The organism is Christensenella hongkongensis, assembly GCF_000981035.1.
Lineage (GTDB): Bacteria > Bacillota > Clostridia > Christensenellales > Christensenellaceae > Christensenella > Christensenella hongkongensis.
Genome location: NZ_LAYJ01000123.1, coordinates 52,452 through 70,227 on the forward strand (window position 1 = coordinate 52,452; position 17,776 = coordinate 70,227).

The window sequence follows — 17,776 nt, forward strand, 5'->3', positions numbered from 1 at the left end:
CGGTCAGTATGTTGACGTGCCGCATACAAAAGTGCCGTATGCCAATTACTCCCCCACGGAATATTTGTTTGACTGTAAAAAAATAGTAACATACGCCTTGTGCTTTTGTCAACAAAAAAGGCCCGGCAAATTTACCGGGCCTTTTACCTAAACCGCTTCGCGCAGCTCTATGATTTTATTGTATCCCTTTTCCATCAGGCTTTCCACCTGTCCGTACCATGACGAGGAACCCTCGCAGTAGCGTTTGCTGACTGCTTTTGTGGTTTTTCCCGCATAGTATTTTCCGCCTTCGCTGAGATATCTGTCGCGCAGCAGGGTTGCCTGATATTCGATACAGTCTTCCTTGCTGTCAAATTTCATATATCCGCCTTTTCCGTTCTTAAGTCCGCCAAGGTTATTGCTGTTCCTTGCAAGGCTGCTCTTTCCAAAGCCGCTCTCCAGCTTTGCCACGGCAATCAGGAACAATGCGTTGATTCCGTGTGTCTGCTCCTTTTCTGCATAGAATGCACCAAGGCCCTCAAGTCCCGTTCCTTCTACCAGCGCTTCCAGCTCTTCTGCTGAAAACCCTGTGACCTGAGTCAAATCACCCATATACTCGTATTTGTAAGGCGGCTGCTCATTTTCCTGTGATAGTTCCAGAATAATCTCCGAGACGTCCATTGCCAGCTCATTGACTTCCTGTTCTTCAGCGGGCGTTACCTCCGCTTGTCCTGCCGTTTCCTGTGCTGCGTCCTCCCGCGGCATTTCCGCCGCTTTTGCTGTCGTTGTTCCTGTCAGTCCGATAACGCATACGGCGACGACCGCAAGGACCGTTCCCGTAATGCTTCTCATGATTCGATTCATTCAACACCTTCAACTTTCCAAAAGACTATTTTTGCATTATAGTATAACTTTTCCATATTGGCAAGCTTTTTTACAATAAATTCACATATTTTTAGGGATGACTATTATTAAAACGCTTCTTTTTCAGTCTTGATCCCCCACATCATTTGATGTATCCTAAAAGCAGTAAGGGAGGGCTTTTTATGGCTTTTACAGAGAACGAAAAAACAGGGGAAAAAAACTATTTCCCGGATTTAAAAAATATTGACGAAATTTTAATTCAAAATCCTGATTTGGGATGCGTTGTCAGCAATAAAATCTCAGTGGAAGGATATGAAATCGGGTGTATGTACCGGGACGAGCCCCTTCCTGACGTCGCAGATTCAGGCTGGGTATTCCTCGCCGGGGATGAAGATGCGGATTACATGAATACGCCCGGCAATATGAGCGCGTTTCCGCTCAATACGATGGCGCATTACGATCCCGCTGTTATTCCCCTTTTGGATGCGGATGTTTTTACGGCATATTGCCGCGATGAAGACGGAAAACTTACGCTTACAGAGCATTTTTTTGACGGTGCGGACGAAGAATCATTACCGGATTGATATTCCGTTTTCAAAAAGGTTACTATTATATATAGTAATAAATAAGGAACCGGAGTAAACAGATGACTCAAAAACAGGGTACGCTAAGCACGCACGCGCCGCGCGTCAGAAAAAAATATTTGCCGCTTCTCGCGGGGATTGTATGGAGCATTGCAGGCACAGCCGTTTTATCCATCGGCCTTCCTGCGCTCGTTTCCAATTACGCGCAGCTCCCATGGATATCCCTGCTAATCACCGCTGTCGTTTTCTTTTTGTTTTTTAAATTTATCTTTTTCCGGCTGTTTCGCAAACACATGGGGCGCATCGACGCATTTGAGCAGGAAAAGATATGCGCGTTTGCTTTTTTTGACGTAAAGGGCTACATCATTATGGCCTGTATGATCACGTTCGGCATTGTTTTAAGGATGACGGGCCTGCTGCCCCATATTGTTCTGGGAATGCTGTATACCGGCATTGGCCTTGCGATGCTCGGCGCAGCGGCCAGCTTCATCGTCTCTTTCATAAAAAAGCATCTTGCAACCGTAAAATAAACAAAAAGGCTCCGGTGGGAGCCTTTTTACATTGCTCAAAAAATAATTCTTATTTCATAACCTCGCCCACGAGCCTGTTCACAAGCCCGCCGTCCGCCTTACCCTTCACAAGTGGCATCAGGTTTTTCATGATCGTTCCCTTATCCTGCGCGGTTGGTTTTTCGATCCCAAGCTTTTGGAGTACTTCCTTTATGATTGCCATAATTTCCGCTTCATCCATTTGCTTTGGTGCAAACTCGCTCAGAACCTTTTTACGGCTGCGGTTCATTTCCACAAGGTCCTCCCTGCCCGCTTTTTCTGCTCCTGCAAGGCTTTCCTCCGCCTGTTTGATTTCCTTCAGTATAATCGTGTTTTCTTCTTCCTCTGTGAGGTCCTCCCGTTTGTCCTTTGCCTTTGCTTTCAGCGCTGAAAGAAGCAGCGTCAACGTTTCCTTGCGCTGCGCGTCCTTCGCCTTCATTGCCTCGACCATTTCTTTTTGCACTTCCTGCGTCTTGCTCATTCTGGCAGCCTCCTCAAATAAGTTCGTTTGTTACTATTATATCACGCTTTCGCATCATTTTGTCGTTTCATTTTGCATATGGTATGATAGAATGGTTATCAATATAATAATCAAATTTCGGGAGGCGTACGATGAATTTTGAATATGAAGAAAACCGCATTTATGCAAACGACGAAAACGGTAACCTGATTGCCGAGATCACCTTCCCGCCCGTTTCAGACGATACTGTAATCATAGACCATACCTTTGTCGATCCCTCGCTGCGCGGGCAGGGCGTTGCGGCAAAGCTTGTGCGTGCCGCCACAGACCAAATCCGTGAGACAGGTAAAAAAGCCGAGGTGAGCTGCGTCTACGCAGTACGCTGGTTTGACGAACACCCGGACGACTGCGATATTCTGGTGGGATAGCGAGCAAAAACAGGAGGCGAATTCGCCCGACATACTCCGGACGGGTATTTTGTACTCTTCCCATCCGGCCTTTTCTTTATGCTCAACGCGTGATATACCGTTTTCCAACACAAAAAAGAGCCTGAAAATCAGGCTCTCGTTTTTTTGACCGGCAGTTCTCAACGCCATGGATACATTACATAAACAAGCACAATCCCAACGGCAAAGGTCACGAGGCCAATGATCAGCATCGGACGCGTGGCCCCTTCCCATGCACGCTGGTTTGTAAAGGCCCGCCATCTGAAAACAATACCGCCGATCCCCATCAGTACAATCCCCGCCAAAAGAATGATAACGCTCGCTACAAAACCAATTTCCATGTTTACATCTCCGTCATTATGTTATCGTGCGTTATATATAAGTTGCCGGAGGCCTGTCAAAACAGAAACGCTGTAATTCAAACGCTTTCCTTTCAAAAATCCCGCTCTCCATTCAGCAACGCCGCCACTTCCCGTTCATGGTCAAATAGCGTACATCCGCCGTGGTGTTCCGCGTCCGCGGCAATTTTACGCAGCTCCCCGAAAAATCCGGAACGCAGTACGGTTTCAATAGAATCCGTTTTCAGGTTCAGCTTGGAATAAGGCGAAAACGGGCACGGCTCCGCCCCGCCGTTTGCGTTGATGTGAAAAAAGCCGCGGCCTGACGCGAGGCAGCCGCCCATCATTTCCTCATCGCCCGGAAACGAAACAAATATCATGTCGTCAAATCCCTGTTTGAATCGTTCAACCTTCTCCTGCATATGTTCAATGTCGAATTTATCCAGCATCAGGTGCTCCGTCCCCGCCTCTATAGGCACGTATTCCACAAAAAACAATACGCCGCATCCGTCGTTTCGCAGGCTTTGCACATAATCGTCGTTCACGACGCTGTCCATATTCTCTTTCGTTACCGTCACGGACGCCCCAAACAGCATTTTCTTTTTCTTAAAATGCCACATCACATCATGCACCACCTCATATGCGCCTTCCCCGCGCCGTTTATCCGTCATCTCTTTCCCGCCCTCAATGCTAAAAACAGGGATGAAATTCCTGTTTTGCTCAAATAGCGCAAAATATTCCTGATCCATCATCGTCGCATTGGTAAAGACCGGGAAAACTATGTTCCGGAAGCTTGCCGCCACTTCCATCACATCTCTGCGCATAAGCGGTTCCCCACCTGCCAGCAGCACAAACGTCACCCCCAGGCCAGACACTTCCCGCAGTATTTTTTCCCACTGCGCGGCTGTCATCTCTTCTTCGGTATGCTCGGAACAGGCCCCCGTCGCACGCGAATAGCACCCGGCGCAATGAAGGTTGCAGCGAGACGCAATACTTGCGATGATCAGCGGCGGTACATGGAGGCCCGTTTCTTCGTTTCTTTGCCTTCGCTTCGCGCTCTTTTTGATCTCCGGGGCAATTTTTGCCAAAAAGGCAATTCCCTTTGGGTTATTCAGATAATAGCGGCCCGCAGACTTTACAAGCTGGGCGATTCCCTGATTCATAAATCGATTCAAATCCATATTTATTCTCCATGTGATATGTGGTAGTTGTTTGCAAATTCCTCAATGTGGCGATGCAGCAGGTCGAGCGCTTCTCCCTGCCGTTCCGGCTTGGAATTATACATCAGCACCAGCAATAAAATTGGCCCGTAAAATTGTGTTGCCACCGCGCGGGGGTTCGCCCTCCTGAAATACCCCTCCTGCATCATTTTGTCAAACAAGGCCGTCTGGAACGATAACGCGCCGTCTATAAACCACTCCTCAAACATTCTCGCCGCATCGTTATTCTTGTATTGCTCGATCATAAGGAGGTGTAAAAATTTAACCGCGTACGCATCCTCAACAAAAAACAGGAAGATCGCGTCCACCGCCTTTTTCAGCCAGTCCAGGTCGTTTTCGCCATACTGCCTGTATACCTTTTCGATATCGCCCTGCGGAAGCCTGTAAAACGTCACAGTCTGCTCAAAGCGTTTGTTCATGCCGTCAAGCAGCGTTTCAAAAATTTCATTCTTGCTTTTGAAGTGTTTGTAAAGCGAGCTGTCCTTTATGCCGACGGCATTCGCAATATCCTTTACAGATACGCCGTCATATCCATGAACCGAAAACAATCCCAGTGCTTCGTCCAGTATTGCCTGTTTTGTATTCCGTTTTTCCATTTCATCCTCCAAGGCTAGTGATCACTAGCCCCAGTATAGCTAGTATTCACTAGCTTGTCAAGCAAACTTTATTGCGGTTTGTTAAATGATCGCGCAGCAGGCTTTTGTTAGAAACTGCTATGCGGCAAACCTTTACGGCTGCCTGGCCATACGGCGCCATGAATTAATATGCTGTAATCAAAATACGATTCTTAAAACATTATGACAATCAAAACCATATCCGGAAAGGAATTTATTTCTATGCTATACTGTTCTTATATCATTTGATTGGAGGGCTCTGTTTTGTTGAAAAGGATTTTATCTGTTTTCCTGCTATGCGTCGTCCTGCTGCTTTCAGCCTGTGGCAGCCGAACGGCCGGAAAAGAAATGTCTATTATTACAGACGAAGCTTCACAGTCCCATCAGGCAGCGCCGGGCGATTCGCAAACAGTCCCGGAGCCACTCCTCCAATCCTATTACTCCATGCAAAGCACGCCGGTGTTTGAGTATATGCAGAATTCAAGCATCAAAAAATTCCTCGCAATGTGGGTAAAAGAAAAGACCGGTATCGAAAATCCGTCATGGGATTATGATTGTATGGCGCAGTATTATATTCTGGATAAAAATTTTGCTTCATTATCAGACGATAAACAGCTCTACTCCCTTCCCTTCTCTGATGGCAGCGGCAGGAACGGATATATTGTTATCGCATACTATGCAGATGGTCCGGCTATCTCAAACGAAGGCGTTGCAGAGACCACGCCATATTCATATGATTTCAAAGCGCATTCCGGTAAAATCATGGAAAACCTGGAAATGGCAGGCGTTGATCTTTCCGGTGCAAGCGCTTCGCGCGTGTCTCTGGTCGATACGGAAAATAACCGTGCAGACCAGGCCATTTTGTTTGCCGACCGGCAAAATTCCCGCTATATCTGTTATCTGGACGATCCTGATTTTGCAATCGAGAAATCAGACCGCTAGAAGCTTGAATCGCGGCATCTTCTTTGATTGCCTTACGAAGACGGGTGCACTTTTGAGATTGACCGCATTACCAACGTCAGGCAGGCCGCAAGCCCCGCCGGCGGATATGACCTGCGGTATACCTGTTATTTCCTTGGCCAACAGCGGTATTTGTTCCTCGAAGATGACGGCAGGTGATTTGTAGAATTTGGCTGACATTTAATCTCTCTGTTTTCGGTATACATAGCATGTCTTCTATCTTCCATTCCACAATCTCACAAAAACGGCGTGAAGGTATCGCTTAGGCAATCAAGCAATCTATTTCACAAAAGCAAACAAAAAAGGCTTTACAAACCGTATTGCAAAGCCTTTTCTATTGGTGGGTCATCGGGGACTCGAACCCCGGACACCCTGATTAAGAGTCAGGTGCTCTAGCCAACTGAGCTAATAACCCATACTGGAGCGGGTGATGGGAAAGCTCCCGCTTCACTTCGCTCACGCTCGCATGAACCCACGTGGGGTTCGATCCTTCGTCATTCCATACGACGAAGAAATTCTTCTGGAACGTTTATTGGAGCGGGTGATGGGAATCGAACCCACGCATTCGGCTTGGAAGGCCGACGCTCTACCATTGAGCCACACCCGCAAATCGGTATAAAATTTTTGGAGCGGGTGATGGGAATCGAACCCACGTAGCTGGCTTGGGAAGCCAGTGCTCTACCATTGAGCTACACCCGCGTCTTTTCCCTTCCTGTAACCCCCGCTTTAAAAGGGCGCGTTCCCATCGGAAGGATGGGAACGACTTTTGTGGAGCGGAAGACGAGATTCGAACTCGCGACATTCGCCTTGGCAAGGCGACGCTCTACCACTGAGCCACTCCCGCAAATCGGTATTAATTGGTGCGGGCGAAAGGACTCGAACCTTCACGCCTAAGGCACTAGATCCTAAGTCTAGCGCGTCTGCCAATTCCGCCACGCCCGCGTATCACACGCGTCCGTTGCGCGCAAGAATTATTATATAAGATTTTCACCTCTATTGTCAATAGGTTCTATTAAAAAGAAAACATTTTTTCTGCAGTTTTTCATGTCATGGGAATCGCCGCGCACTCCTGCTCCAGACGCTTTTTGCGTTCCTTCCAGTCCTGCATATATTTTGTAAGGAAGGCCTTGAACTCGGCCCCGTGATTGGGATAAATCAGGTGTGCAAGCTCGTGCAGCACCACATATTCGATTGCTTCTTCAGACGCGCACATCAAATAATAATTAAAGCGGATCGTACGCTGTGAGCTCGTGCAGCTTCCCCACAACGTTTTCATTTTACGCACCTTGATCGTAGGCTTTTCCTCATCCGGCTGGCCCACAAAAGGATACCATTTGTCCACCATTTCCTGCAGGTGCATTATTGCCTGCTGCACCCACCATTTTTCAAGCACATCCTTGTATTTGCCGGGATCGCCGCAAAAAATAGTCATATTGCCCTGGTTGATGGCGACTCCCGTACGCCTGTCCTTCACGATTTCCATGGCATATTCATTCCCCATAAACAATATGCGGTCTCCCTGCTCGTCCTTCACAAAATTTTTAATATGGCTCTCAATCCAGCCGCGTTTGGAATATATAAAATCATGGATTCTGGTATCGCTTATTCCATAAGGCGCGCTAACGCACACGCTGCCGTCCCTGCACACGCGAAGCCGCATATTTTTCATGTCTTTTTTGCTCACAGCAACGTCGATCACACTATGATCGGATAATTCAATCTTCATAAAAAACCTCTCGTTCCTGTTTATTATAGCACAGATGGCGCCCAAAGGCCACTGTCTCTTGCGTATCCCCCCGGTTGATTAAATATTGTATATCCAGTATAATATATTCGCATCATATGGTATAATGAATTGCTACAACAACGAATGAAAATTTTATTTCAGGAGAATATAGATGGAAAACAAGACCAATATCCCTACAGATAAACCGGTCCATTTTATCGGCATCGGCGGCTGCTCGATGAGCGGTCTCGCGCAGATACTGCATTCAAACGGCTACACCATAACAGGCTCGGACATCAAGGAATCCGCTTTTACGAAACAGCTTGAAAAGCTCAATATCCCCATCTCGCTCGAACACGACGAAAAAAACGTGCACGGTGCCGGCCTTGTCGTTTATTCTGCGGCAATCAAGCCTTATAATCCGGAATACGCATACGCAGCGGCGCATGACATTCCCATGCTGGAGCGTTCCAAACTCCTCGGTCTTATTTCCAACCATTATAAACGTGTGGCGTGCATCTCCGGTTGCCACGGGAAAACAACGATCACCTCCATGCTGGCCCTCATCATGCACAATTCGCAGGAAGACTGCACGGTCCACGTAGGCGGTATGGTAGATTTCCTTTCCGGCGGCGTACACGTCGGTACAAACGACGCGTTCATTACAGAGGCGTGCGAATATGTACGCAGCTTCCTGACGTTGCACCCTACGCATACACTTGTCAATAATATCGACGACGATCATTTGGATTGCTACCGCGATATTGATGATATTTTCGATACCTTTGTGGAATTTATCCAAAAGCTGGACCAAAACGGCGTGCTTTTGCTCAACCAGTCCGATACGCTTGCATACCGGCTGAAAGACCACGCCCCCTGCCGCATCGTTACCTATAACGACGCGCCGAACAGCGATTGGTACCTGAAGGAGCCCACGTTCAACGAACTTGGCTGCGGAAAAGGTACGGTCGTTTACCATGGCGACGAACTTGGCGAGCTTGAGCTTACCGTTCCGGGCCTGCATAACCTGCGCAACGCGCTTGCCGCCGCAGCATTTGCATATGAGGTTTTCGGAGTGGACGTCGAAATTTCCATAAAAGCGCTCAGGGATTATCGCCTTGCGGGCAGGAGATTCGAGCTCGTTGGCGAACGTGACGGCGTTCGCGTTTTCCACGATTACGCGCACCATCCCAGTGAAATTTCCGCCTGCCTGGAAGCGGCTTCACTGGTGCCCCACAACAAGCTGTGGGTGGTATTCCAGTGTAATTCTTACACCCGTGCGCGCACACTCAAGGATAAATACGCGCAGTGCTTTGGCGATGCGGATGAGGTCATTATGCCGGATATCTATCCCGGCCGCGACACCGATACGCAGGGGATTCATGCACGCGACGTTGTCGCCGCAATCAATTCCGATTCCTGCAAGTGCATGTATATCCCAACTTTTCAGGAAATCAAGGATTACCTGCTGAAAAACTGGCAGCCAGGCGATATCGTGATGACGCTCGGCTCCGGCGACGTCAACAAACAGCAGCTTATTTTCTTTCAGGACTGACCAAAACTACAAACCCTCCGGCTATATAAGCCGGAGGGTTTTTTGATGTTCAGAAATCCCTTGTAAAAATGTCGCTGTGCTCAAGCAGGCTTTCCACGGTGTCAAAGCCCAGCCTGTGTAAAAGCTCGATCACATACGGGTTATCGATTGGCGTGGGGTATGTCGCCGCCCTGCCGTATTCGTCCACATTCTTCCTGCCCTGCTCCCGGTCTATCACAGCCTTGGGGCCGCCTACGCAGCCGCCCACGCAACCCATGCCCTCAAAGAAATTTGCGGTTGTCTTTCCAGCCAGCAAGTCGTTAATCATGGCTTTGCACGCGGGAACACCGTCCGCATGCTGTGTGCGCGGCGTGATCTCGCGCGCTGGCGAAAGCCGCTCTACCGTTTCGCGCACCGCCTCGCTTACCCCGCCCGTACGAGCATATATCCTGCCCGCACGCGACGAATGATCCTTATCGCTCTCCCGCATCTGCTCCGGATCGATTTTTGTCGCCTCAAAAATATCCCGCACCTCCTGAAAGGTCAGCACATAATCGATTGCGCCGACAAGGTCCTTCTCACGCGCCTCTGATTTCTTGGCGATGCACGGGCCGATAAACACGGTCACCGCGTCCGGATGCAGCTGCTTGATCGTCCTGCCGCAGGCAATCATAGGCGATACCGATCCCGGCACATGCGGCATCAGCTCACGGTATATTTTCCGTATCATTGCAATCCACATCGGGCAGCAGCAGCTTGTGAGCTGGTAATCCGATTCCTTTACAATGTTTTTATCAAATTCAAGCGCTTCTTTGAGCGTCAATATGTCGGCAAACAGCGCAACCTCGATCATACCGTCAAAACCGATTGCCTTAAATGCTTCCCGCAGCTTTCCCGGCGTTACCGCGTTGCTGAATTGCCCCAAAAACGCAGGGGCGACAAGCGCGTATGCGGGCCCGCTGCCGTTTCTTACCGCCTCGAGCGCAGGCAAAATATCCTTGCTTGCCTGAAGCTTTTTGTCATCGCAGAAATCGATACAGCTCGCACAACCTACGCATCCGCTCGCATCAATCCTGACGCCGCCCTTTTCATCCTGCACGATCGCGTCAAACTCACAGTTATCCGCACAGCCCTTCTGCTTTTCCGGCGGGCAGTCGCAACTTCCGAATTTCCATACCACCGGGTAGTCGCCCGGATGTAAAAGGCAGTCAAGCTCTTCCAGATTTTCGTTTTCTTCTTTTATCTTTTTGATTTCTTCCTCCGTCTTCCCCTGGATCGAAGCACGGAAAAGCCGGTCGTAGATTTTTTTAAATTCAGCCATGCCAGCGTTACCCCCTTGCCATTGTTTCCTTCTATATAATAATACCAAACCCTGCCCTGCAAACAAGTCGCTCGCGCGGCCTGCATGTCGGCCTTCTTCCATATCAGTCCCGTAGTGCCGCGTCGCTTTTCAGAAAATCGCGCCTTGTCCTGCCGTATCAGCGTACAGGTACGCTTGGGCCTTTTGTCCCTGTTCAAAAAAACAGCAATACTTTTGCATTGCTGTTTTTTTATATTTGCTCCGGATTTCAGTCTTCGAACAGCGGCGTACTGAAATATCGCTCCGCCGTGTCCGGCAACACGGTCACCACCGTTTTTTCCGGGCCCAGTTTTTTTGCCAGTTTCAGGGCTGCCGCAACGTTGGTACCGCTCGATATGCCGCACATCAGCCCTTCCATGCTCGCAAGCTCCTTTGCCGTGCATATCGCCTCTTCATCCGTGACAATGCAGATGTCGTCATATATTTCCGTGTTAAGGTTTTCCGGAATGAGCCCGTCCCCAATTCCCATTTGCAGATGGGTGCCGATGCTTCCGCCGGAAAGGATCGCCGCGTTTTCAGGCTCCACCGCCCAAATTGTAATATCAGGGTTCTGCGCCCTCAGCACCTCGCCAATGCCGCTGATCGTACCGCCCGTTCCCACACCCGAGCAAAAACCGTGAATCGGCCCGGATACCTGCTCCATGATTTCAAGCGCCGTATGATGCCTGTGTACCATCGGATTGGCAGGATTCGTAAACTGCTGCGGCACAAAAACGTTGGAGTCCTCCCGCTGCATTTTGAGCGCTGTCTGCAAGCATTCCTCGATGCAGTCGCCAATATTACCGTCGTCATGGACAAGCATAACCTGCGCGCCGTAATGCCGTACCAGCTTCCGGCGTTCCTCGCTGACCGAATCCGGCATGACGATCACAGTTTTATAACCCTTCACTGCGCCAACCAGCGCAAGCCCAATCCCCTGGTTCCCGCTGGTCGGCTCCACGATCACCGAGTCTTTCGTAAGCTTTCCCTGTTTTTCGGCTTCTTCGATCATGTTGAACGCTGTGCGCGTCTTGATCGATCCGCCGATATTAAGTCCCTCGTATTTCACCAGCACCTGCGCGCTGTTTTCATCGTTCATCCGGTTCAGCCGGATCATTGGCGTGTGCCCCATTGCTTCAAGCACATTGTTGTATATCATGGAATTCTCCTTTTGTAAACATTTTCCGCACCTTCCTATTATATGCCAAAACCTCCTGTTTGGGAATATACCCGCAGGATAATTTTAATGCACATTTTTTGACGCATGACCTCGCCTGTCCATAGAATCATGTATAATAGATATAGAAGATTTTTTTGGCAAGGAGGTTTTTTTATGGACCGTACGATACTGCACTGCGACTGCAACGCATATTATGCGTCTGTGGAGTGTATTTCACGCCCCGAGCTCAAAAAAGTCCCTATGGCCGTATGCGGCGATCCCAAAAGCCGCCGCGGCATCATTCTCGCCAAAAACGAACTGGCAAAACAGTTTGGCATCGTAACTGCCGAGACCGTATGGCAGGCGAAAAAAAAATGTCCGGAGCTCGTGCTCGTATCTCCCCACCGCGAGGAATATACCAAGTATTATAAGCTGATCAATGAAATTTATGCGCAGTATACCAGTAAAGTGGAGGCATTCAGTATAGACGAATCGTGGCTGGACGTGACCGGCAGCCTTCACCTGTTCGGCTCGGGCAAAAAAATCGCAGACGAGCTGCGCGCCCGCGTCCGCAGCGAGCTTGGACTTACCATCTCTGTGGGCGTCTCCTTTAACAAGGTATTTGCCAAGCTTGGCAGCGATTATAAAAAGCCGGACGCCACAACCGTTATCACCCGCGAAACCTTTCGCGACATCCTCCATCCCCTGCCCGTTACGGACATGCTTTACGTTGGCAAGCGAACCGCGGACACGCTCCACCGTATTGGCGTTCGCACAATCGGCGCGCTTGCTGCATTAAAGCGCGAGGAAGCGGAGAATCTTCTCGGAAAATCAGGCGAGCTCATCTGGGAATATGCCAACGGCCTTGACGATACGCCTGTGCGGGAGATTGGCGAATCCGAAGCAGCCAAAAGCATTGGCAACGGCATTACCTTCCAAAGGAATCTCGTCGGCAGGGACGATATCAAGGCCGGCGTACTCATGCTTGCAGACAGCGTTGGCGCGCGCCTGCGTTCCTGCGGTCTTTATTGCCAGACTGTGCAGGTACAGATCAAGGATCCCCAGTTTCGCGTAATTTCCCGCCAGAAAACATTGTCCCGCCCCATTCGCCAAACAAAAGACCTTTATGATGCCGGGCTCGATATTATTTTCAAATCGTGGGACGTATCCAAACCGATCCGCCTGCTTTCGCTTACGGCGGCTGGCCTTACGGAAAGCGGCTCCGGCGGTCAATTCAGCTTTTTTGACGCGCCGCAGCAGGATTCCCAAAAAATCGAAAAACTCGAGACGGCAATCGATGAAATCCGCAAACAGTTTGGAAAAAAAGCCGTTTCTTACGGTTCTATCCTCAAAACAGATATTGTTTCCAGGCAGGACGTTCCCCTCGAAAAGGAGGAGGACGACCTTCCCCACCCTTGATTTCCGGTAAATAGTTTGTGACGGCCGGCGCCGTTTTTTCTTCCATTCCCGGCACACTTTTTTTTACAATCAAATCTTGATTTTAGCGGCAAACGGCGTATAATTAGTGAAGTCCCGAGTTGATATTATTCACTTTATGGAATTGTTTTTAGCGGCCCTGCCGTTGCTATAAAAATTTTGAACAAAATGGAAGTGTCTTTATGGATTATCGTTTCTTATTAGACCTTGCGCTTATTTTGCTGAGCACCAAGGTTCTTGGCATGGTTACAAGGAAATTCAAAATGCCCCAAGTTGTGGGAGCGTTGCTCGCCGGAATCATCCTCGGCTCCGCTGTTTTCGGAATCATCGATAACAGCAGCTTCATCAAAACCCTTTCGGAAATCGGCGTCATTGTCCTGATGTTTACCGCCGGACTGGAATCGGATATCCACCAGCTGAAAAAAACAGGAAAAGCATCCTTTATCATTGCGCTTTTGGGTGTTATTGTGCCGCTCATTGCAGGCTTTGCCGTCGCGGGCGTTTTCAACGATCCCTCGGTTATCAAAACAGACCTTGAAACCAACCGTTTTTTACAGAATATCTTTATCGGCGTAATCCTTACCGCCACCTCGGTCAGCATTACCGTTGAAACGCTCAAGGAAATGGGCAAGCTGAGCAGTAAAGTCGGCAGTACGATACTTGGCGCCGCCGTCATTGACGATATCCTCGGCATCATTGCCCTCACGGTGATTACAAGCCTTGCGGATCCCAAGGTAGAGGTCGGCATGGTTATGCTTAAAATCGTGCTGTTCTTCGTCTTTGCAATCGGCGTTGGTTTCCTCATCTATTTCGGGTTCAAAAAATGGTCCAACCGGCATAAGCAGGACCACCGCCGCTTTGTTGTTGCGGCCTTTGTTATCTGCCTGCTGATGTCCTTTTGCGCGGAGGAATGGTTTGGCGTCGCTGATATCACCGGCGCGTTTATCGCGGGCCTGCTTCTCTCCAATACCAGTCATTCCAACTACATCGCCTCCCGTTTTGAAACGCTTTCCTATACGCTGCTTTCACCTATTTTCTTTGCGAGCGTAGGCCTTAGCGTTGTGCTCAACGATATGAATATGATGTTGATTCTATTTGCCATCATACTCCTTCTGACCGCCATCGCCACCAAAATCGTCGGCTGCGGGCTGGGCGCGCGAATGACAGGCTTTAACGGGCCGGAATCCATGCAGATCGGCTGTGGCATGGTGTCGCGCGGGGAGGTTGCCCTCATCGTTGCCAATAAGGGCGCGGCGGTCGGACTGATGTCCCCTGTCCTGTTTGGCCCAGTTGTCATTGTCGTGGTCGTCACCACAGTAATCTCACCGATCCTGCTCAAGGTTTCATTCAACTCCAAAAAAGCCAAACGCCTTGAAGCGGCGAAGCTCGATGATTCTGTGGAAGCGGGAGGATAAAATTATTTTGTCAGGTACAGCAATTTATGTTCGCCGGAAGCCGTTTTCTGCGGCTTCTTTTTGTTCTCCTCCGCAAATTCGGTCATGTTCTCCCAGTAACGCTTTGGCATATGCGTCATGCGGCATTTTTCGTTATGCCGCCCTTCCACTTCAATCGTATCGTAAAACATCTTCCACAGCCTGCGAAACCGCAGCTCTTCCTCGTCCGGCTCCGGCATACTGAAATTTTCCACCGAGTTGATCTGCATCCTGCCGTTCTCGTAAATAAGTACCGCCTCGTGCGTCTTATCATAAATCAAAAATTTTTCATTCGGATAGCGCCCGCGAAAATGGGGGGCCAGCAATGGCAAAACATAATTTTTCGGAGTGATCTGCGCTGCCAGCACCTCTCCATAAACAGAAAAACGAATAAATCCGGTCAGCAGGTGCGTCTCATTGCCAATAAATTTTACCGCCTTAAACAGGGTGTTCACCACATCGTCCTGCAGCATCCGCATCACCTTTGCGCCATACCGGTATCCCATACGCAAAAACAACAGGATATACCGCTCCTTTTGCGGCAGGCAGGTCAAAAACGCCCGCCGCACAAAATCGAGCGCCTCGCGTCCTATCTTTTTGGGGATAGACGCCAGCACCCGCCTCGCGCGCACAGCGTCTGTTTCGATGATCTTTGCCGGAAAAAGGGTTGTCTGGTGCGTTTCCGGCCCAAATATCTCTTCGGGGATTTCCCTTTGGTCGTAGCTCTCAAAAACACAGCATAAAAGGCCCTCAAAGCTGCCGTCGTATTCATAATTGACCGTCATATCGTCTTTCATCCCGCTCACCTCCCTCATAGCTGCCCGGTCAGGCACTTTACGGTATCCTCCTGCAAAACCTTCGGCGGCTCGAAAAAAGATACCTGTTTATTCCCGTTTGCGTCATAGCCGCTGCCATGGTACATTGCAAGCGACTTTTTTGACATCATGGCGCACAACACCTCTTCCCCGCGCATCCGCACGTTCTGGTCCATCTTTCCCCTGCACGTTACAAAATAGCGCGCGCGCTTCAAAACCACTCCCAGCTTTTTAAGCCCTTCAAAGGTGAGCGAAGCAGTACGCCGCGCGATCAGGATACGCCTTGCGCTTTGCACGCCAATGCCCGGCACGCGCAAAAGCTCCTCATAGGAGGCCCTGTTGACCTCGAGCGGAAAATTTCCCATATGGTTAAGCGCCCAGTTGCATTTGGGATCGATAAACGGATTGAAATTCGGATTTTTTTCGTCGAGTATCTCGCTTGCGGTAAACTCGTAAAACCGCAGCAGCCAGTCCGCCTGATACAGCCTGTGCTCGCGTAAAAGCGGCGGCTTTGTATCGATCGAAGGCAGCAGAGAATTTTCCACCACCGGGATATATGCGGAGAAAAACACCCGTTTGAGCTGGTATTTCCGGTACAGCCCTTCCGTCAGGTTTAGTATCTGCAAATCCGTTTCCGGGGATGCGCCTACTATCATCTGCGTACTCTGCCCCGCGGGCACAAATTTTGGCGCATGCCTGTAGATGGCGAGCTCCTTTGTGTTTTCGCGCATACGGTTACGGATAAACCCCATCGGCTCCAGTACGGAGCTTTTGGACTTATCCGGTGCGAGGAGCTTCAGGCTGTTTTGGGAAGGCATCTCTATATTGACGCTCATACGGTCTGCCAGCATGCCAAGCCGTGCGAGGAGGTCGTCCGATGCGCCGGGAATCGCTTTTGCATGGATATATCCGCTGAAATGATATTCCTCACGCAGGATACGCAAAGACTCTATCATAAGCTCACATGTGTAATCAGCGTTTTTCACAACGCCGGAGCTCAGGAAAAGACCTTCGATATAGTTGCGGCGGTAAAAATGTATGGTCAGGTCTGCCAGCTCGCGCGGGGAAAATATGCTGCGGGGCACATCGTTTGACTTACGGTTCACGCAGTACTTGCAGTCGTAAACGCAAATATTGGTCATCAACACCTTCAGCAGGGAAATGCACCTCCCGTCCGAAGCAAAGCTATGGCAGATGCCGCCCGAGGTCGCGCTGCCAATTCCATTTTTCGTGGCTGTCCTGTCTACGCCGCTTGACGTGCACGCAACATCGTATTTTGCCGAATCCGTTAAAATTTCCAGTTTTTGAAAAATATCCATCGCTTGTTTCCCCGCTGCTAAATAAAGAATCCTGTTTTACAAAAAGTATATCATGGCGAAGTGACAAATACGGTCAGTTTATAAAATTTAATGGAAGACGCATCGGCATCAATCAAAAATACTGACAACCGCCCGCAGCCGTGTTACACTGAATAAAATGTTACGTGATATTGATTCGAAAGCAGGCTTTGAATGCAGCAGACCGATCCGGCACGAAACGAAACGTCCCAAACACCATAGCATAAAGGAGATTAACATGAATTACGAATGGATCGATGGATATTGCCTTGGTAAAAAAGGCGTTACAAAGGATTACCAGCCCGAGTGGGAGGCAACCCGTTATTTTGTGGGCGGCAAGATGTTCGCCATGCAAGGCGGCGATAAGCAGGGCAGGCCGATCTTCACCATGAAACTCGAACCCTCGCTCGGTGATTTCCTGCGCGGTCAATATCAGGAAATTGTACCCGGTTATTATATGAACAAAACGCACTGGAATTCCCTTTATCTTGAGGGCTGCGTGCCGGAGGATGTAGTACGGGATATGATCGAAAAATCCTATGAGGTCACGCTTTCTTCCCTGCCAAAAAAGAAGCAGACAGAAATAACCGGAGCCTGAAACAGGTTCCGGTTTTGCTTATCCTGCCCATTTGCCTTCCAGTTTTTATTTACTGGTTGAGCTTCTGGCCCACGGCGCCGCCCGGATGGATAAGCGCAAACTGTTCCAGTTTATAGTCCGTCTCCTCCATGATCGCCACCTGCAGCGCGTCGAACAGTGCCACCAGCGCGATTACGCTCGACGTTGCCATGATGTCGTAACGGTCGCTTTCGTGATGCACGTCCATCTTTAAAAATACATCCGCCTGCTTCGCAAGCGGCGAATCCGGGTTTTGCGTCACTCCAATGAGCTTTGCCCCCTTCTTTTTGCATACGTCGATCAGCGGCAGCAGCTCCGCCGTTTTGCCTCCCTTGGAGACCACTACCATTGCGTCTCCCTCCTGCAC

At 49.6% G+C, this 17,776-nt stretch carries 20 protein-coding genes and 5 tRNA genes; 9 read left to right on the forward strand and 16 right to left on the reverse strand.

The window, feature by feature from the left end:
• Positions 1-147: 147 nt before the first annotated feature.
• Entirely contained in the window at positions 148-843 is a 696-nt protein-coding gene (locus CHK_RS13380; RefSeq protein ID WP_082103570.1) for a glucosaminidase domain-containing protein, read from the reverse strand.
• 182 nt (positions 844-1,025) lie between these two features.
• Here CHK_RS13380 and CHK_RS13385 point away from each other — a divergent pair, with 182 nt between their 5' ends.
• Complete coding sequence (locus CHK_RS13385; RefSeq protein ID WP_052740605.1) at positions 1,026-1,427, forward strand: DUF2185 domain-containing protein; 402 nt, start codon at positions 1,026-1,028, stop codon at positions 1,425-1,427.
• Positions 1,428-1,489: 62 nt separating this feature from the next.
• Positions 1,490-1,957, forward strand: coding sequence for a hypothetical protein (locus CHK_RS13390; protein WP_046444581.1), 468 nt, complete (start codon positions 1,490-1,492; stop codon positions 1,955-1,957).
• 49 nt (positions 1,958-2,006) lie between these two features.
• On the opposite strand, the gene CHK_RS13395 is transcribed toward CHK_RS13390, so the two are convergent.
• A complete protein-coding gene (locus CHK_RS13395) occupies positions 2,007-2,456 on the reverse strand; it encodes a GatB/YqeY domain-containing protein (RefSeq protein WP_046444582.1) in 450 nt (149 codons plus the stop codon).
• A gap of 131 nt (positions 2,457-2,587) precedes the next feature.
• Here CHK_RS13395 and CHK_RS13400 point away from each other — a divergent pair, with 131 nt between their 5' ends.
• The gene (locus CHK_RS13400) at positions 2,588-2,863 is read left to right on the forward strand and encodes a GNAT family N-acetyltransferase (RefSeq protein ID WP_046444583.1); all 276 of its coding nucleotides are present in this window, start codon (positions 2,588-2,590) and stop codon (positions 2,861-2,863) included.
• Positions 2,864-3,021: 158 nt separating this feature from the next.
• Here the strand turns inward: CHK_RS13400 and CHK_RS13405 are convergent, their stop codons facing one another.
• The 3 genes from CHK_RS13405 to CHK_RS13415 all read right to left on the reverse strand — a co-directional run bounded on the left by CHK_RS13405 (position 3,022) and on the right by CHK_RS13415 (position 5,035).
• Complete coding sequence (locus CHK_RS13405; RefSeq protein ID WP_046444584.1) at positions 3,022-3,222, reverse strand: hypothetical protein; 201 nt, start codon at positions 3,220-3,222, stop codon at positions 3,022-3,024.
• 92 nt (positions 3,223-3,314) lie between these two features.
• Positions 3,315-4,400: a radical SAM/SPASM domain-containing protein gene (locus CHK_RS13410; protein ID WP_046444585.1), complete on the reverse strand. Its 1,086-nt coding sequence runs from the start codon at positions 4,398-4,400 to the stop codon at positions 3,315-3,317.
• Positions 4,401-4,402: 2 nt separating this feature from the next.
• The gene (locus tag CHK_RS13415; RefSeq protein ID WP_046444586.1) at positions 4,403-5,035 is read right to left on the reverse strand and encodes a TetR/AcrR family transcriptional regulator; all 633 of its coding nucleotides are present in this window, start codon (positions 5,033-5,035) and stop codon (positions 4,403-4,405) included.
• 282 nt (positions 5,036-5,317) lie between these two features.
• Here CHK_RS13415 and CHK_RS13420 point away from each other — a divergent pair, with 282 nt between their 5' ends.
• Together CHK_RS13420 and CHK_RS16740 are read left to right on the forward strand one after the other, a co-directional pair.
• The gene (locus tag CHK_RS13420; protein WP_052740606.1) at positions 5,318-5,995 is read left to right on the forward strand and encodes a hypothetical protein; all 678 of its coding nucleotides are present in this window, start codon (positions 5,318-5,320) and stop codon (positions 5,993-5,995) included.
• A gap of 27 nt (positions 5,996-6,022) precedes the next feature.
• Positions 6,023-6,172 (forward strand): hypothetical protein, encoded by a 150-nt coding sequence (locus CHK_RS16740; RefSeq protein WP_160295684.1) that lies wholly within the window; start codon positions 6,023-6,025, stop codon positions 6,170-6,172.
• A gap of 179 nt (positions 6,173-6,351) precedes the next feature.
• Here CHK_RS16740 and CHK_RS13430 read toward each other — a convergent pair.
• From CHK_RS13430 to CHK_RS15870, 6 genes are all read right to left on the reverse strand, one after another.
• Positions 6,352-6,428 (reverse strand) — tRNA-Lys (locus tag CHK_RS13430).
• Between the two features lie 118 nt (positions 6,429-6,546).
• Positions 6,547-6,620: transfer RNA gene (locus CHK_RS13435), tRNA-Gly, on the reverse strand.
• Between the two features lie 18 nt (positions 6,621-6,638).
• Positions 6,639-6,712 (reverse strand) — tRNA-Gly (locus CHK_RS13440).
• A gap of 70 nt (positions 6,713-6,782) precedes the next feature.
• Positions 6,783-6,857, reverse strand: a tRNA-Gly gene (locus CHK_RS13445).
• 14 nt (positions 6,858-6,871) lie between these two features.
• Positions 6,872-6,955 (reverse strand) — tRNA-Leu (locus tag CHK_RS13450).
• 100 nt (positions 6,956-7,055) lie between these two features.
• Positions 7,056-7,739: a M48 family metallopeptidase gene (locus CHK_RS15870; RefSeq protein ID WP_052740607.1), complete on the reverse strand. Its 684-nt coding sequence runs from the start codon at positions 7,737-7,739 to the stop codon at positions 7,056-7,058.
• 172 nt (positions 7,740-7,911) lie between these two features.
• On the opposite strand from CHK_RS15870, the gene murC reads away from it, so the two are divergent.
• Positions 7,912-9,294: a UDP-N-acetylmuramate--L-alanine ligase gene (gene murC, locus CHK_RS13460; protein WP_046444588.1), complete on the forward strand. Its 1,383-nt coding sequence runs from the start codon at positions 7,912-7,914 to the stop codon at positions 9,292-9,294.
• Between the two features lie 49 nt (positions 9,295-9,343).
• On the opposite strand, the gene CHK_RS13465 is transcribed toward murC, so the two are convergent.
• Complete coding sequence (locus CHK_RS13465; RefSeq protein WP_046444589.1) at positions 9,344-10,594, reverse strand: [Fe-Fe] hydrogenase large subunit C-terminal domain-containing protein; 1,251 nt, start codon at positions 10,592-10,594, stop codon at positions 9,344-9,346.
• A 247-nt stretch (positions 10,595-10,841) separates the two neighbouring features.
• On the reverse strand, positions 10,842-11,771 hold the full coding sequence (cysK, locus tag CHK_RS13470; RefSeq protein WP_046444590.1) for a cysteine synthase A: 930 nt from the start codon (positions 11,769-11,771) through the stop codon (positions 10,842-10,844).
• A gap of 174 nt (positions 11,772-11,945) precedes the next feature.
• Between cysK and dinB the strand changes: the two genes are divergently transcribed.
• Together dinB and CHK_RS13480 are read left to right on the forward strand one after the other, a co-directional pair.
• Positions 11,946-13,190 (forward strand): DNA polymerase IV, encoded by a 1,245-nt coding sequence (dinB, locus tag CHK_RS13475; protein WP_046444591.1) that lies wholly within the window; start codon positions 11,946-11,948, stop codon positions 13,188-13,190.
• Between the two features lie 200 nt (positions 13,191-13,390).
• Positions 13,391-14,623 (forward strand): cation:proton antiporter, encoded by a 1,233-nt coding sequence (locus CHK_RS13480; RefSeq protein ID WP_046444592.1) that lies wholly within the window; start codon positions 13,391-13,393, stop codon positions 14,621-14,623.
• Between the two features lie 2 nt (positions 14,624-14,625).
• Here CHK_RS13480 and CHK_RS13485 read toward each other — a convergent pair whose 3' ends face one another.
• Together CHK_RS13485 and CHK_RS13490 are read right to left on the reverse strand one after the other, a co-directional pair.
• Entirely contained in the window at positions 14,626-15,438 is an 813-nt protein-coding gene (locus CHK_RS13485) for a TIGR03915 family putative DNA repair protein (protein ID WP_046444605.1), read from the reverse strand.
• Between the two features lie 14 nt (positions 15,439-15,452).
• Positions 15,453-16,775 carry a putative DNA modification/repair radical SAM protein gene (locus tag CHK_RS13490; RefSeq protein ID WP_046444593.1) on the reverse strand — a complete coding sequence of 441 codons (1,323 nt, stop codon included), beginning with the start codon at positions 16,773-16,775 and terminating at the stop codon, positions 15,453-15,455.
• Between the two features lie 256 nt (positions 16,776-17,031).
• Here CHK_RS13490 and CHK_RS13495 point away from each other — a divergent pair, with 256 nt between their 5' ends.
• On the forward strand, positions 17,032-17,391 hold the full coding sequence (locus tag CHK_RS13495) for an MmcQ/YjbR family DNA-binding protein (protein WP_046444594.1): 360 nt from the start codon (positions 17,032-17,034) through the stop codon (positions 17,389-17,391).
• A 49-nt stretch (positions 17,392-17,440) separates the two neighbouring features.
• Here CHK_RS13495 and CHK_RS13500 read toward each other — a convergent pair.
• Positions 17,441-17,776 (reverse strand): SIS domain-containing protein (locus CHK_RS13500; protein ID WP_046444595.1); only part of this gene is annotated, 336 nt, incomplete at its 5' end.